The organism is Streptomyces sp. NPDC006140, assembly GCF_040628815.1.
Classification (GTDB): domain Bacteria; phylum Actinomycetota; class Actinomycetes; order Streptomycetales; family Streptomycetaceae; genus Streptomyces.
Map to the genome: position 1 here is coordinate 117,154 of NZ_JBEXTS010000005.1, position 14,183 is coordinate 131,336.

Here is a 14,183-nt window from a genome sequence, read left to right on the forward strand (position 1 = left end):
TCACCGTGCCTCCGCTCCCCGGTCGCGGAACTGATCTGCCGTCCCGGGCGTCTTGAGAGCAGAGTCGGGTGACGGGGGTCGGCATGACGGTGACGCTGCCAGAGGAGATCATGCTGCTGTCCTTGGACGACGAGTCCGGGGCGGTGCGGGATCGGCAGGCCTGCCAGTGGGCGGTGGCGGGCGGGATCGTCCTCGAGCTCGTGATGGCCGGTCGTGTGTCCGTGGACCAGGGGCGGATCACGGTGGTCGACACGGCGCCGACGGGAGTCCGGCTGCTCGACGACCGGCTCGGGATGATCGATGCCTGGGCGGCGGGGAAGAGGAAGCCGCCCAAGGTGACGGAGTGGCTGACCAAAGACAACCGCAAGGTTCTGGAAGCCACCCTCGAAAGCCTCACGGAGCGTGGCCTGGTCAGCGGGGAGCAGCGCAAGGTGCTGGGGATGTTCCCGGTGCGGCGGTTCCCGGAGGCGGACGGCACGGTCGAGCGTGAACTGCGGGCACGGCTTGAGGAGCTGGTCCTGCGCCATGCCGAGCCCGACAACCGGTCGGCCGGCCTCATCGCGCTTCTGCACGGCGCCAAGCTGCACCGCCTCGCCTTCCCCGACCTGCCGCGCAAGGAGGTCTCCGCACGGATGAAGGAGATCTCCGAGGGGCAGTGGGCGGGTGAGAGTGTCCGCAAGGCGATCCAGGAGATGCATGCGGCGATGACGGCGGTGGCCCTGGTCACCATGCGAAGCTGACCGAGCCACACCTCACCGGCACGTCAGGCGGGCAAGGTACGGGACAACAAGTCGGCGCCGCTGTGCGACCGCAGTGGCCATGCCGTCACTCGTCCCCCGCAGGGTCCTTGCCGGCGGACTCGCGTATCTCCGCCAGTAATTCTTCGTCGCTCAATCGAGGTGGCGGAGCCGGAGCCGAGCCGAGAAGTTCGTGCAGCGTGTCGCGAAATGACTCGGTAGCGTCTTGTTCGCTTTCTGGAGCATTGTCTGGCCCAGTTTCGCTCATGACTCAATCCTATGAAGACGCAGGTACGGAACCTCATCACAATATCTCGAGCTGGCTGAGCGTACTCCCTCCCCGAGGGAGTTCTTACGGAAGTCCAGGAAGACGCTGCCGCATCTGTGGGTGAGAGTGCCGGTCCGCCGACCCCTTGGCAAGAGTTCCGCTGCCTTGCGGGCACCCAGGGGGCCGGCGGCCGGAATCCTCCATTCCGTGATTCTTCTTGTCGTGCGTCCCCGAGTCGGGTGCCGCTCAGGTGCCGTCGGCGCCCGCGGCTGCGCCGAGCCGGTTGAGGTACTCCCGCAGAATCCTCATCGCCCGCGAGGTGGAACTGCGGACCGTCGCGGATGAGCAGCCCATGATCTGCGCGACCTCATCGATGCTGAGGTCCTCCCAGTAGCGCAGGTAGACGAGGCTGCGCTGTCGCGCCGAGAGGGTGGACAGCGCCTCGAGCAGGACCAGCCTGTCCCCCACCCTGGTCACATCCCCCGGTTCGGGTTCGGGTTCGGGTAACGAGCCCTGCAACTGCTCACGCGTCCAGCGGAGTTTGCGTCGTTCGTCGATGTAGATACGCACCATCACGGTGCGGGTGTAGCCGGACAGCGCGTCATGACGCTCCAGCCGCTCCCAGCATCGGTACAGGGCGATCAGCGTCTGCTGTACAAGATCGTCTGCAGCGGACCAGTCCCCCACCAGTACGAAGGCGTTGCGTCTGAGCGCTGGTCGTGCGCTGACGACGTACTGTGCGAAACCTTCCTCGTGCGCCTCGTCCAATCCGTTCATCCCCGTTTCAAAATTCTTCGTCCTGTCGGACAGCGCCCCGGCGTCTCCACCACGTGTAGCTGGTTGAAACCGTTCACGACAAGTCGCGAGTCACGCGGCGCTCAACGGAGTCAAACATGTCATCTGCTCTCTCGCTAGTGGCTCGGGGAAACGCACCGTACTCCGGCTCCATGGCGGGAAACGGAGCTAAACCGTCCAGAACAAGGGATCTCCTTTTGCTGCCACAAAAGACGGGATTCGGAAGAGGTAACGGCTGCGACCCGGCCGGACCTCCGATCACCGAGGAGGGTGAGAAATGAGGACGCTCCAGGCGACACCCCAAGGTGCCGCGGTGCCCGAATCCCTGCGCCGGATCGGCAAGCTGGTGTCGCCGTACGGGCTCGTGTCCCGGCTCACCTGGCTGCCCGTCACGGAGGGAGAGCCGGACTTCGAGGTCTTCTCCGGATCGCTGGGCGACCCCGGAGCGGTTCTCGCGGCACAGTCGGAATGGACGCACGATGCCTCCTCCGGCAACTTCGACGGGGCCGGCGGGGCCCTGGACCGCGAGACGGCGGCGCATCTGGCGGCCGCCGAGTCCCTGGAGCGGTACTCCTCGTGCGCTTGGTCCTCCGAGGGCATGATCTGGGCGACCGCGCAGGAGCTGGGCGAGGACGCCATCCCGCCCTGGGAGTGGCCGAACCTCTCCGCTGCCGAACTGGCCGACCCGCGCTGCGGTTTGGTGCCCACTGACCGGAACATGCCCCTGCGCTGGGTCGAGGGCTGGTCGCTGGCCCGTGGCCGCAAGGTGTACGTACCGGCCGTCCAGGTCTATCTGAAGTGCTCGCCCGAGTCGGCCGCAGAGCGTTACGTGCACCCGGTCTCCACCGGATGCGCCACCCACTCCGACCCGTTGGCCGCCATAGCCAACGGCCTGTCGGAAGTCGTGGAACGGGACTCCATCGCCCTGACCTGGCTCCAGCGTCTCCGGCTGCCCCGGCTGGAGTTCGAACTCGACGACCTCGCCCCCGAACACCGGGCATACGTCGAGCGGGCGGCCAGCGAGAACATCCGCACCCTGCTCTTCGATGCCACCACGGACCTGGGCATCCCCGTCATCTACGGAGTGCAGCTCGCCGACCACGACCGCGATCTCGCCCAGCTCGTCGTCGCCACCTGCGACACCGACCCGGGCAAGGCCATCGCCAAGCTGCACCGCGAGGCCGCGTCGCTGCGCATCGCTCTCCGTTCCCACGCGGGCCGGCACACGAACCCGGACGACCCTCAGGACATCGTGAGCGTCATCGGCGGCGCACTCCTCGCGGGCAAGCGCGACCAGCGCCACCGGTTCGACTTCCTGCTGGAGGGCGACCGGCCCGTGCACGCCTTCTCCGACCTGCCCCGTCCCGCACAGGGCGAGGCGGAGCTGCCGTGGCTGCTGGGCCGGCTGTCCCGAGCCGGCTGCGAGGTCGTGGTCGTCGACATCACGACCGACGAGGCCCGCCAGGTGGGCGCGACGGCCGTACGGGTCATGGTGCCCCAGCTGATGCCGCTTTCCTTCGCCCACCGGGCCCGCTACCTCGCCACTGCCCGCCTCTACGAGGCTCCCCGCGCCATGGGCCACCCCGTGCACGACGAGGACGGCATCAATCCCAATCCACAGCCCTTCGCGTGAGGTGGGTCATGAATCGCCAACTGCTCGTACTCGCCTCGGGGACGTTCGGCAAGGACGTCGCACGACGCCTGGGACACGGCGCCGAGGAGCGCGGCCACCACATCACCACGATGACGATGGACGAGGGCACGCATCCGAGTCTGTGGCCGCGTGCCGACCTCATCGTGCTGGCCACGTCCCATGAGCGGCCCCGGATCAACGAGGCGGCGGACCGGGCGGCCTTCGCCTGGGGCACACCCTGGTTCGGGGTGTACTCCACCGCCACCGAGGTGATGTGCGGCCCTGTCGTGGTCCCCGGTCGCACGGCCTGCCACCAGTGCTACGTACGGCGCCGCAACCAGCACCGGCGGCCCGAGCACAGCACCGCCGACACGGGAGACCGCCACCCGACCGGCTATCCGGTGCATCACGTCGGCATCGCCGCAGCCTTCGCCCGACAGGCGGTCGAGGAAGCGCTGCGCCTGCCGGACGACGAGGACGCGATCGGCGGCACCGTGCGGAAGTTCGACCAGATCACCGGAGGCACGAGCAGAGCGGCCGTGATCGCGGTGGACCGATGCGCGCGCTGCCGCACCACAGCCACGAGCGACGAGCTGTGGCGCCGACTGGGCTGGATCGACGAAGGGCGGACGGCATGAGCGACACCTCCATGATGACGGCCGAGACCGTCGGGTCCGCCGCACGGTTCGACCCGCAGCTGCGGATACCCCTGCGCCCGCGACTGCGCCGGGGCCTGGTGATCGGCACGGAGGCCGACCAAGTGGTGGTGACAGGCCCGCCCAAGAAGCAGCTCTTCCGCGGCCGGTCCGCCACGCAACTGCTGCCCGGACTGCTGGCCCTGCTCGACGGCGAGCGCACCCACGCCCGGCTCGCGGCAGAACTCGGGGTGCCCGAAGAGGTCGTGTTCAAGGCCCTCTCGCTGCTGTGGACCTGTGGCGTGGTCGAGGAGGGACCACCGGGCGGGGCAGAAGGTGGAGCGGTGCCGGACATCGACGACCGGCTCGCCGACTACCTGTCGCGGGTGGGCAGCGCCACCGAGGTGAACCCCTGCTGGGAGCGGGCGGCCATCCGCCTGCGGACCGCCGGGATCGAGATCTTCGGCGACCCGGCACTCGCCGGCCTCCTGCGGGACGAACTGGCCGGGTCCATGCCGGTCACCCTCGGCACGGGCGACACCCCCACCGAGCGCGCGACGCTCGCGGTCTGGGCCGACGCGGGGGACAGCGGACAACCCGCTCCCGGAACCGGCATGATGCACACCCTCGCCGAACACTGCTGGGACAAGGGTGTCCCGTTGCTGCGCCTGCGCGTGCGCGGTCGCCGCGCGGCCCTGGGCCCCCTGGTCGACCCACGGACGACGCCGTGCCTGCACTGCCTCACCGCGGACGACGAGGACGACGACCGCACGGCCGTCGCCGGTGACCGGGAACTCGCCGTCGCGCTGTTCGCCCGCGACCTGTTCGCCGCGGTCTCCCGCACGACCCCCACCCCGCTGCCGATGCGCTGGCGGCTCGTGGATCTGGAGACGCTCGGCCAGCGGGACACCTCCTCCGCGACCCGGCCCGGCTGTCCCCGGTGCTCCGTCGCCGAGGGACCGGTCGTGGAGCGCGCCACGCCGGCGACACGCTTCGAGGCTTCGGTGGCCATGCCCCCGAAGGAGTTCGCCGACCTCAAGGCCCACCAGATGCACTACAAGCCCTCCAATCTGGCTCTGCAGCGTGTCTCCCGGACCTGGCCCGTCGCCGCCGCCGTGGAACTCCCACCGCCCGACCACGACCGGCTCGACCGGACCGGCCCGCCCCCGGCCGGCACCCGGCCCGGCCCGGACACCCTGTCGCTGCTGCTCTCCGTCACGGCAGGGATCAAGGCCGACAGCACCGACAAGGTGGCCCGCTGGACGGCGAGCGGCGGCAACATCGGTTCGGTGACGGCGTACGCCGTCGTCCGCGACATCCCCGGCCTGGCCCCCGGCGTCTACGGCTACGTCGCCACCGAGCACCGCCTCGCGCGGCTGTCCTCCCGGGCCGACGCGGTACCCGGTGACCGCCCGCTCACCCTCGTGCTGACCGGCGACTTCCCCAAGGTCGCCCGCAAGTACTCCGCCTTCGCGCTGCGGATCGTGCTGCTGGACAGCGGCTGCGCCCAGGCCACCGCCCGCGAGGCGGCCCGCGCCCTCGGCATCGGCTTCGCCCTGCGCCCCCGTTGGGACGACGACGCGATCGCGGCCGCCCTCGGCATCAACCCCGACATGGAACCGGTCACGGCCGTCATCGACCTGGGAGACGCCCCATGAGCAGCCCGCACGACCTGGCCGCGGAACTCCTCACCTCCTTCCGGACCCCCGCCCCCGGGCGGCCCTCCCCGCGACCCGCGCCCCAGCCGCCCGTCCCCCTGGGGCCTCCCGTCCGCTTCACCGCCCGGCAGCGGGACAGGTCATCCCTGCTCACGGTGCTGGAGAAACGTCGCTCCGTACGGTTCTTCGGCCCCGACCCCGTCGACGCGTCACTCGTCGCCGACGTGGCCGCCCGAGGTGTCGAGGCGGACCTGGCTTCCTGGGCCGACGAGGCGGAACGGCTGCCCCTGCAGATCAGTGTGGTGGCGTTCCGGCTGGCCGGCCTGGAGCCCGGCATGTACAGCCTCGACACCGGCGAAGGCGGCGGTACCGAGCGGTCCTACGTCCAGGTCGCGCCGCTGCCGGAGGGCGAGGCCCTGCACGGCCTCACGGTCCAGCGGGAGTTCTGCGACTCCGCGGCCATCATCTCCCTCGCCGCCGACCTCGACCGAGCAGGCGAACTGCACGGCGCCCACGGCTACCGGACGCTCATGACCCGTGCCGGGGCGGCCGCGTACACGATGTGGCTCGACGCCGTCGCCGTCGGACTCGTCGGCACTGTCTTCGCGGGGTTCATCCCCGCCTCCGTACGGCTGCCGCTGCGCAGCGACGGGGCCAGTCGGCACCAGCTCTTCGCCCTGGCCCTCGGCGGCGCACCTGTGCCGCAACCCATACCCCCGGGGCCGACCGGCCACCGGTGAACCGATGCAGCACCCGACGAAAGGAAGTGAACCGATGACCGACGCCAAGACGTGGGAGCTGGACCTCCACAGCATCGACCTGGGCGACGAGGACCTGTCCATCGAGCAGATCCCCGAGGGCGTGGCGCTGGGCACCTTCAGCACCGCCTCCAGCGCGACCACGGCCAGCTGCCCGGTCAGCAGCGCCGGAAGCATCATGACCGCCAACTGCCAGGGCTGAGCCCGGTGAACCCGAAGGAAGGGAAGCACAGCATGCCCGAACTGGAGCTTTACGTCCTCGACGACATCCTCGAGGACTCCCTGGAGATGGAGACGCTGTCGGACGGCAACGCCCTGGCGTCGGTCTCCACCGCAGGATCGGCCAGCTCGGCCTCCTGCCCGGCGACCACCGCCTCCTCCTTCACCTCGTTCTCCAGCTACACCTGACAGCCCCCGGAGGTGCCACCGGCACCTCCGTTCCACCGCACCTTGTTCCGAAGGGAAACGATCAGTGGACACCAACGAGGACATGTTCGACCTGTACGCCCTGGACGGCGAACTCTCCGTCGAGGAACTGCCGCAGGGCAACGCCCTGGGCTGCTGGTTCTCCGCCGCCTCGGCGTCGAGCGCGTCCTGCCCGGCGACCTCGGCCTCCAGCATCGGCAGCGCCTCGACGTTCGGCTGACCGCGGTCTCGCGGTCACAGGACTCCCAGAAGGGACATCTCCCGTGAACGAGCACAGCACCGAAAAGCTCATCGACCTGTACGCCATGGACGAGGAGCTCTTCGTGGAGGAACTGCCGCAGGGCAACGCCCTGGGCTCCTTCTCCAGCGCCACCTCGGCGAGCTCCTTCTCCTGCCCGGCCAGCTCGGCCAGCAGCGCCACCACGGCCTCCTGCGTCGGCTGAACCGTTCCGTCAACGCCGGCCCGAGCGGGGCCGGCCTCGAGAAGCAGAGAAGAGGTGACACCCCATGAACGAGCAGCACACCAACGAGGACGCGTTCGATCTCTACGCCCTGGACGGCGAACTGTCCGTGGAGGAACTGCCGCAGGGCAACGCCCTGGGCTCCTTCTCCACGGCGACGTCCGCCGCCTGCGCGTCCTGCCCGGTCAGTTCGGCCAGCAGCGCCACCACGGCGTCGTCGTACGGGTGACCGGGCCCGGCAGGCGGTGCCGCACTGGCTGACACCGTTCAGGCACCTGCCCGCCGGACACGGCTCCTTCCTTCCAGCGGCGCTGTCATCGGCGCCGCTGGAAGGCGGTTTTCCCATTTCGCAGCATCCTGCAACGCAGGGCCCGGGGTCAACGGTCGTGGTCCGCCGGCCCCGGGTGTCCAGGAGTACAGGAGAGGCAGAGGACAGTGATCAGTTCGCCACCGAAGCTCCGAGACGAGCTGGAGGTCATTCGCGGGATGGACGACATGCCGCTGATCTTCGATCCGGTCACCGGCAACTACCACCGCATCACCCGCGCAGGCGAAGTGGTGCTGACCTATCTGGACGGCACGCGAACCCGCGACGACCTCGTCGCCTTCTTCTCACGCGACGACCAGGCCCGTGCCGAGGCCCTCTCCCGGCAGATCGACACCTTCCTGGCCGCCCTGGACAAGAGCGGCCTCCTCGAGGGCTCCGAGCCGTCGGACAGCCCTCAGGGCGGTGGCCGCGTCCGCACCTCGATGCTGATGCCCCGGATCATCCTCACCCGCTCCCTGCCCCGGCTACTGGAGCCCCTGGCCGCCGCCCTGCGGGCCGTGCCGGTGAAGCCGCTGGTGCTGATCGCCGTACTCGGCGCGCTGTGCGGGTACACGTTCGGCTTCCACACCCTCTTCACGGCGACGCCACCGCCGCAGGACCTGGCAGGGCCGGCGTTCCTCGTCGCCACCGGCGTGATGCTGCTGTACGTGCTGATGCACGAGACGGCCCACGCACTGGTCGCGCAGATGCTCGGAACGCCGGTGCGCGGACTGGGAGTCGCGCTGCTCTTCTACTTCATGCCGGTCGCGTACGTCGACCGCACGGACGCCTACCGCCACAGGGGACGCGGCGGCCGTGTCCTGCTGGCCATGGCCGGCATCCTGAGCGACGGCTGGTTCTGCGCCCTGTCGGGCGTGGTGGCCCTCAACTCCGAGGGGCTGCTGAGGGACACCGCGGCGCTGCTGCTGGGGATGCAGCTCCTCATGCTCGTCATCAACCTCAATCCCCTCATGCCCAGTGACGGTTACACGGCCCTCGAGGCCGCGACCGGGCTGACCAATGCCCGGGGACGGGCGTTCGCGCTGCTGCGGCACACCGTCCTGCGCCAGGAGCTGCCCACGCACCTGGCCAACCTCGGCACTGCGGTCCGCCGCGTTCACATGGCGTACGGACTGTTCTCCGTGGCCTACGTGTGCCTCCTCGCCTACGCCATGTTCCACGCCGTCCCCGTCACCGTGGACCTCGCTCTGTCGGCGGTGGGCCGATGACGTCGTTCGTGATCTCACCGCTCCTGCTGACACGGGTGGCGGGGCTGCCCTCCGACGCACTCGACCTGGTCACACCGTCCACCCGCAAGCTGCTGGCCGAACACGCCGCCGCCTCGGCACGCCTGAGCGCCCTGGCACCCGAACTCACCGAGGAACTGTTCGCGCTGGTGCCCCGGCTCGACGACGACGTTCCGCTGCGCCGCAAGGCCCTGGCCGCCAAGCGGTCGGTCAACCGCCTGGATCCGCTGCCCTGGGACGAGACCGTGCGCCGCCGCATGGCGGAGCGCCTTCCGGCACGTTCGGCCTCCCTGCTGGAGGACTGGGTCCGTCTCGTCGAAGAACGGCGGGCGCTGCTGGAGCAGTTGGGCACCCAGCTCGCCGAGGACCGGGAACAGGCCGTCCGGACGCTGCACCAGACGCTCCGATCCGGTGAGGGCGCCACGGGCGAAGCCGGGGAGTGCGGCTTCGCCGAATCCCTGGCGATCGCCGCCCCCGACTGGATCCGGCACCGTGACCACAAAGCGCGCTCGGCGAAGAAGCTCAAGACGCTGTACTCGTACGTCGCTCGCGCCGCCGTCAAGACGAGTCCCTTCTCCGGGCTGACCACCGTCGGCGAGGCCGGAACGAGGGGACAGGGCCGGGGGCGCAGCCGCACCTCCGCCACCACGGCCTATCTGGCGCTGCGCCGGCTCGCGCACGACCCGTCCACGGCCGGCCTGCTGCGCTACCGCGTCGCGCCCGTCCGGCCCGGCACCCCCACCGAGCCGGACGGGCTGCTGCTCCACAGCGAGGTGATCATCACCGAGGGCGTCGTCTGGCGTCACGACCGGGCGGTGGAGGCCGACTACGCCCTGACCTCGCTGAGCGGCCTGCGCTCCGGCGCGACGTTCGCCGAACTCCTCGCCGGCATCGGCGGTGAACGCCCCTTCGCCCGCTTCGTCCGACTGCTGGACGCGGGCATCATCCATCCCGTGGTGCCCTGGACCCGGGGCGAGCCCCCGTTCCCCGTACTGGCCGCGCTGCTGGAGGACGACCGCACCCGCTCGCCGATCGGGCGCGGTGAGCTGTCACGGGTCCACAGCCTGGGCGACGGTGCCTGGCGGCAGAACACGCAGGGGCGCATCGCGGCCGCCGCCGAGCTCCGAGACCTCACCGACGGCTGGGGCGGGCGCAGCGACCGCGGCGAACGCAAGCCCAGCGGGCTGGTCTACGAGGACCGGGAGACCGAACTCCCCCTCCCCGACCCCCTGACCGTGCCGGAGGTCAGGGCCGACCTGTCGGCACTGGGCGAACGGATGCGGCCGTACCTGTTCCGCTCGCACCTCTACGACTTTCTCCTGGAGCGCTTCACCGCCGAGTTCGGCGCGGGCGGCGTCTGCCGCGACCCGCTCGGTTTCCTGATGCGGCTCACCGTCGACCGGGACGCCAATCCCCCGCTCGAACGCGCGTTGTTCGCCGACATGGCGAGCCGGCGCGACCCGGGCGACCGGGCCTGGCTTCCGGTGGGGCCGACGAGTGCCCCGCCGAACGCCGGGGTCTTCTTCCAGCTGGAGTCGGCGAGCGAGGCCGACATCCGGGCGGGTCGCTACCGGCTCGTGGTCAACCAGTACGGATCGGGTACCGGGGGGCTGTTCAGCCGCTTCGGCCGGCTCCTCGGCGACGGCTTCCGCGGCCGTCTCGCCGCGCACATCGAACGCTGCTGGCCCGGCGTGTCCTGCCGCGAGCTGGTGGTGTGGACCGACTGCAACACCGTGCAGTCCGAGTGCGGCGGCCTGCTGCCACCGTTGGTCCTGCCGGGCGAGGTGGACGCCGGGAACGGCCTGACCCTGGACGACACCGTGCTCGTCCACGACGCGAACGACGACACCCTGTCCCTGTTCGACCTCGCCGGGGAGCCCGTCGGCCTGGCTTACCTCGGACTCATACCGCAGCATCTGCTCCAGTCGTACGTCCGTCTGCTCGCGATACTCGCCGATCCCTGGGTCAACGGCTCGCCGTACTCCGACTACACGATGACGAAGGCGCACGAGCTCGGTCCGCTCTGCGGTGACGAGGTCGTGGAGCTGCCGCGCCTCACCGAAGGGCCGGAGGGCCGTCTCGTCACCCGCCGCGCCTCGTGGATCGTGCCGGCCTCGGCCATTCCGCGTCCGGAAGGCGGGGAGCGCGACGAGACCGCCCTCGCGGTCCGGCTCGACGCCTTCCGGCGCGCCCACGGCATTCCGGAGGAGGTCTTCGCGCACCAGCTCGGCGGTGCCGGAGGCGCCCTGGGCATGACGGCCGACCGGAAACCGATGTGGGTCTCCCTGGCCTCGCCGCTCTCCATAGGGGTTCTGCACCACTGGCTCAGCCCGCAGACCAGTCATCTCCGGCTCGTGGAGGCACTTCCCGAGCGCTCTCAGCACGCCCAGCGTGACGCCCACGGCCGGCCCAGAGCCACCGAGCACGTGGCCCTGCTGGCCTGGCCCGAGGAGAACCGATGATGCTGACACCGGACCGTACGGACCGAGCGGACCACCGTGTGGCGGCCGACTGGTGGTACGTCCGCGCCTACCCCGGACACCCGGATGCGATGGACGAGGCCTCCAGGGTGCTGATCCCCTGGCTGGCCGCACGGGCGTCCGAGGAGGCGGCGCCGGCGTGGTTCTTCACCCGCTACTGGGACATGAGCGGTCACCATCTGCGCCTGCGCCTGAAGTGCTCGGCCGACGGTGCCGACCGCGTTCACGAACGCCTGCCGGAACTCGTCGAGCTGCTGCACTCGCTCGACAGACCCGTCCCGGCCGAACGTCTTGTTCCGGGCTCGGTGCCCCAAGGGCTGCCGCTGGTCAAGCAGGCCCGCTGCTGCCTGTACTCACCGGAGCTCGCCAAGTACGGGGGAGCGCGCGGGGTCGCCAGGGCGGAGGAACTGTTCACGGCGTCCTGCCGCTGGTACGACGACCAGCGGATCGGCTCCCTCACCCCGCTCTTCGACCGGGCGGCGCTGGCCGTCTCGTACATGAGCGAGCTCGTACGGGCGGCGTTCCCCGACGCCCCGGCGCGGGCGGCGTTCTGGACCGCCCACCGCCGCCAGTGGGGGCGCCAGCTACGCATGGCGGCGCCCCGCCAGGAGGACCTGCGCTCCCTGCTCGCCCGTGCGTCGAAGGGGACCGGAGAGGCCGCAGTACGTCTCGAGGACGGTCTCCGGCGGAGCGTCGGGGCGCATGTCGCAAGGGTCGTACGCACCCTCGACGCGGCGGCGGTGGACCGGAACCCGAGGTCACGGGAGGAACTGCTCCTCAACTACCTGCACATGGACCTCAACCGCTGGGGATTCGTACCGGCCGAGGAGAGCCTGCTCGGTGTGCTCGCTTCGGCGGACTAGCCGCCCGCTCCTTCTATTTCCCGGCAGGCATCCACTTGCCAAATTGGAAAGTGGATGCCACGCTGGAATACAGAGGGTGAGCAGTACGCACGGCCAGACCTCGGTATCCGATGAGAGGCACATGCCCATGGCTGAACAAGGCCCGTCCCACGACATGGCGATCCTGCTGCGCAACGTCACCAAGCACTACCCGGGCCCTCACGGGGACGTCGTCGCCCTGGCGGGCATCGACCTCTCGGTGCGACCGGGGGAGATCTTCGGTCTGCTCGGTCCGAACGGAGCCGGCAAGACCACCACCATCGAAACCCTCGTCGGTCTGCGCCGCCCCACCGCGGGCAGCGTCCGGGTCCTCGGGTTCGACCCCGTCGCGCAGCGCGACGAGATCCGCAAGTACGTCGCGATCCAGCCGCAGCACGCCGCCGTGTTCGAACAGCAGACGGTGGCGGAACTGCTGCGGGTCTGGGCGTCCCTGTACCCCGACCCCGAGGCCCCCGACGTCATCATCGACCGCATGGGCCTGTCGGCCTCACGCGACGTCCGGGTGTCGAAGCTCTCCGGCGGACAGCGTCAGCGACTGCTCGTCGGCACGGCGCTCATCTCCCGTCCCCGGCTGCTGGTGCTCGACGAGCCGTCGACGGGCATGGACCCCAACGCACGACAGGAGCTGTGGGACGCGATCCGCGCACACCGTGGATCCGGCGGCACCGTACTGCTGTCGACGCACTCGATGGAAGAAGCCGAAATGCTCTGCGACCGAGTCGCCGTGCTGCACAGGGGCACGGTCGCGGCCTGCGGAACCCCGCAGGACCTGATCAGCACCCACGCGCCCGAGCGCGAGGTGCACTTCACCGTCCCCGCCGGCACCGACATCACACAGCTGCGTGCCACGCCCGGGGTGTCCCACGTCGCGAGCGACGACTCCGGCGACAGCACCCGGGTCACTGTGCGGACCAGCGACTCCGACGCGGCGTTCGGCCTGATCGCCGGCCCGCTCGGAGCCCGTCACATCCAGATCAAGGAGGCCGGGCTCGAGGCGGTGTTCCGCATCCTCACCGGGGTCTCCTTCCACCAGGCGGGCGACGGCCCGGAACCGCCCGCGGAGCACGACGGTGCTCAGCCCACGCAGAAGAAAGGTGTGATGGCGTGATGTCCCCCTCCTCGCGTGAGCTGGCCCTCATGCACGCCCGGGAGCTCGTACGCGACCCGAAGTACTTCTACTTCGCGCTGTTCTTCCCCTTCGGAATGCTGGCCATCTTCCTCGGCATCGGCTTCGCCATGCCGGAGGACTCCGGTGCCCCGGACTTCCTCCAACTGGTCATCCCGATGGCCATCTTCCTGGCCGTCACCAGCGCGGCCCTGACCGTCACCGCCGGGCCGCTGGCGAACCTGCGCACCAAAGGCACGCTCCGCCTTCTGGGCACCACGCCCGTGGGGCGGGCCCGCCTCATCTTCACGCACATGATCGCCCGGGTTCTCATGGTCACCGCCCAGGCCGCCGTCCTGCTCCTGCTGGCGCTCGCCCTCGGCAAGGTGGAATTGAGCCGACTGCCCGCGCTCTTCGGCATCGCCCTGCTCGGCCTCGCCATGTTCGGAGGCGTCGGGTACCTGATCGGCGGCCGCCTGTCCTCGCCGGATGCCGCAACCAACGTCGGTACGCTCGTGCAACTGGCGGCGCTGTTCCTGAGTGGTCTCGCCTTCCCGCTCGAGCTCATGCCCGACGCTGTGCGCACCACGCTGAGCCTGCTGCCCACCTCGTTCTTCGCCGACCTGATGCTCACCCAGATGTCACAGGGCGACCCGGTCCACCCGGTGTGGCTGTCCATCCTGGTCGTCGTCGCCACCACCGCTGTGGCGGTCGTCCTGGCCGTCCGGACGTTCAAGTGGGACCAAGGTGAACCCGCCTGAGGAGCGCGTG

16 protein-coding genes are annotated in these 14,183 nt (G+C 70.2%); 15 read left to right on the forward strand and 1 reads right to left on the reverse strand.

Annotated features, from left to right (window positions below; all coding sequences use genetic code 11):
• Positions 1 to 83 precede the first annotated feature (83 nt).
• Entirely contained in the window at positions 84 to 740 is a 657-nt protein-coding gene (locus ABZ386_RS16175; protein WP_351339672.1) for a GPP34 family phosphoprotein, read from the forward strand.
• A gap of 511 nt (positions 741 to 1,251) precedes the next feature.
• Here ABZ386_RS16175 and ABZ386_RS16180 read toward each other — a convergent pair.
• Positions 1,252 to 1,782, reverse strand: coding sequence for a SigE family RNA polymerase sigma factor (locus ABZ386_RS16180; protein ID WP_351339669.1), 531 nt, complete (start codon positions 1,780 to 1,782; stop codon positions 1,252 to 1,254).
• A 295-nt stretch (positions 1,783 to 2,077) separates the two neighbouring features.
• Between ABZ386_RS16180 and ABZ386_RS16185 the strand changes: the two genes are divergently transcribed.
• The 14 genes from ABZ386_RS16185 to ABZ386_RS16250 all read left to right on the forward strand — a co-directional run bounded on the left by ABZ386_RS16185 (position 2,078) and on the right by ABZ386_RS16250 (position 14,173).
• The gene (locus ABZ386_RS16185) at positions 2,078 to 3,433 is read left to right on the forward strand and encodes a YcaO-like family protein (RefSeq protein ID WP_351339667.1); all 1,356 of its coding nucleotides are present in this window, start codon (positions 2,078 to 2,080) and stop codon (positions 3,431 to 3,433) included.
• Positions 3,434 to 3,441: 8 nt separating this feature from the next.
• On the forward strand, positions 3,442 to 4,071 hold the full coding sequence (locus ABZ386_RS16190; protein WP_351339664.1) for a TOMM precursor leader peptide-binding protein: 630 nt from the start codon (positions 3,442 to 3,444) through the stop codon (positions 4,069 to 4,071).
• Positions 4,068 to 5,726 carry a hypothetical protein gene (locus ABZ386_RS16195; RefSeq protein ID WP_351339662.1) on the forward strand — a complete coding sequence of 553 codons (1,659 nt, stop codon included), beginning with the start codon at positions 4,068 to 4,070 and terminating at the stop codon, positions 5,724 to 5,726. The genes ABZ386_RS16190 and ABZ386_RS16195 overlap by 4 nt, the downstream gene beginning before the upstream one ends.
• A complete protein-coding gene (locus ABZ386_RS16200) occupies positions 5,723 to 6,466 on the forward strand; it encodes a nitroreductase family protein (protein WP_351339660.1) in 744 nt (247 codons plus the stop codon). Before ABZ386_RS16195 ends, ABZ386_RS16200 begins: the two co-directional genes overlap by 4 nt.
• 34 nt (positions 6,467 to 6,500) lie before the next feature.
• Complete coding sequence (locus tag ABZ386_RS16205; protein ID WP_351339657.1) at positions 6,501 to 6,686, forward strand: thiocillin family RiPP; 186 nt, start codon at positions 6,501 to 6,503, stop codon at positions 6,684 to 6,686.
• A gap of 32 nt (positions 6,687 to 6,718) precedes the next feature.
• Entirely contained in the window at positions 6,719 to 6,892 is a 174-nt protein-coding gene (locus ABZ386_RS16210; protein ID WP_313742431.1) for a thiocillin family RiPP, read from the forward strand.
• Positions 6,893 to 6,956: 64 nt separating this feature from the next.
• Positions 6,957 to 7,130, forward strand: a complete 174-nt coding sequence (locus tag ABZ386_RS16215; protein WP_351339654.1) for a thiocillin family RiPP — start codon at positions 6,957 to 6,959, stop codon at positions 7,128 to 7,130.
• Between the two features lie 43 nt (positions 7,131 to 7,173).
• On the forward strand, positions 7,174 to 7,353 hold the full coding sequence (locus ABZ386_RS16220; protein ID WP_351339651.1) for a thiocillin family RiPP: 180 nt from the start codon (positions 7,174 to 7,176) through the stop codon (positions 7,351 to 7,353).
• Positions 7,354 to 7,417: 64 nt separating this feature from the next.
• A complete protein-coding gene (locus tag ABZ386_RS16225) occupies positions 7,418 to 7,600 on the forward strand; it encodes a thiocillin family RiPP (protein WP_351339648.1) in 183 nt (60 codons plus the stop codon).
• Between the two features lie 257 nt (positions 7,601 to 7,857).
• Complete coding sequence (locus tag ABZ386_RS16230) at positions 7,858 to 8,907, forward strand: hypothetical protein (RefSeq protein ID WP_351339645.1); 1,050 nt, start codon at positions 7,858 to 7,860, stop codon at positions 8,905 to 8,907.
• On the forward strand, positions 8,904 to 11,387 hold the full coding sequence (locus ABZ386_RS16235) for a hypothetical protein (protein ID WP_355713046.1): 2,484 nt from the start codon (positions 8,904 to 8,906) through the stop codon (positions 11,385 to 11,387). Before ABZ386_RS16230 ends, ABZ386_RS16235 begins: the two co-directional genes overlap by 4 nt.
• A complete protein-coding gene (locus ABZ386_RS16240; RefSeq protein ID WP_358964936.1) occupies positions 11,384 to 12,268 on the forward strand; it encodes a thiopeptide-type bacteriocin biosynthesis protein in 885 nt (294 codons plus the stop codon). The genes ABZ386_RS16235 and ABZ386_RS16240 overlap by 4 nt, the downstream gene beginning before the upstream one ends.
• 127 nt (positions 12,269 to 12,395) lie before the next feature.
• Complete coding sequence (locus tag ABZ386_RS16245) at positions 12,396 to 13,415, forward strand: ABC transporter ATP-binding protein (RefSeq protein WP_351339636.1); 1,020 nt, start codon at positions 12,396 to 12,398, stop codon at positions 13,413 to 13,415.
• Entirely contained in the window at positions 13,415 to 14,173 is a 759-nt protein-coding gene (locus tag ABZ386_RS16250; protein ID WP_351339634.1) for an ABC transporter permease, read from the forward strand. The genes ABZ386_RS16245 and ABZ386_RS16250 overlap by 1 nt, the downstream gene beginning before the upstream one ends.
• The last annotated feature ends 10 nt before the right edge of the window (positions 14,174 to 14,183 follow it).

What these genes read in the sequence shown, in the direction of transcription:
- ABZ386_RS16175 (WP_351339672.1), top strand. Translation starts at nt 84, where the DNA reads ATGACGGTGACGCTGCCAGAGGAGATCATGCTGCTGTCCTTGGACGAC.
- ABZ386_RS16180 (WP_351339669.1), bottom strand. Translation starts at nt 1,782, where the DNA reads ATGAACGGATTGGACGAGGCGCACGAGGAAGGTTTCGCACAGTACGTC.
- ABZ386_RS16185 (WP_351339667.1), top strand. Translation starts at nt 2,078, where the DNA reads ATGAGGACGCTCCAGGCGACACCCCAAGGTGCCGCGGTGCCCGAATCC.
- ABZ386_RS16190 (WP_351339664.1), top strand. Translation starts at nt 3,442, where the DNA reads ATGAATCGCCAACTGCTCGTACTCGCCTCGGGGACGTTCGGCAAGGAC.
- ABZ386_RS16195 (WP_351339662.1), top strand. Translation starts at nt 4,068, where the DNA reads ATGAGCGACACCTCCATGATGACGGCCGAGACCGTCGGGTCCGCCGCA.
- ABZ386_RS16200 (WP_351339660.1), top strand. Translation starts at nt 5,723, where the DNA reads ATGAGCAGCCCGCACGACCTGGCCGCGGAACTCCTCACCTCCTTCCGG.
- ABZ386_RS16205 (WP_351339657.1), top strand. Translation starts at nt 6,501, where the DNA reads ATGACCGACGCCAAGACGTGGGAGCTGGACCTCCACAGCATCGACCTG.
- ABZ386_RS16210 (WP_313742431.1), top strand. Translation starts at nt 6,719, where the DNA reads ATGCCCGAACTGGAGCTTTACGTCCTCGACGACATCCTCGAGGACTCC.
- ABZ386_RS16225 (WP_351339648.1), top strand. Translation starts at nt 7,418, where the DNA reads ATGAACGAGCAGCACACCAACGAGGACGCGTTCGATCTCTACGCCCTG.
- ABZ386_RS16230 (WP_351339645.1), top strand. Translation starts at nt 7,858, where the DNA reads ATGGACGACATGCCGCTGATCTTCGATCCGGTCACCGGCAACTACCAC.
- ABZ386_RS16235 (WP_355713046.1), top strand. Translation starts at nt 8,904, where the DNA reads ATGACGTCGTTCGTGATCTCACCGCTCCTGCTGACACGGGTGGCGGGG.
- ABZ386_RS16240 (WP_358964936.1), top strand. Translation starts at nt 11,384, where the DNA reads ATGATGCTGACACCGGACCGTACGGACCGAGCGGACCACCGTGTGGCG.
- ABZ386_RS16245 (WP_351339636.1), top strand. Translation starts at nt 12,396, where the DNA reads ATGGCTGAACAAGGCCCGTCCCACGACATGGCGATCCTGCTGCGCAAC.
- ABZ386_RS16250 (WP_351339634.1), top strand. Translation starts at nt 13,415, where the DNA reads ATGTCCCCCTCCTCGCGTGAGCTGGCCCTCATGCACGCCCGGGAGCTC.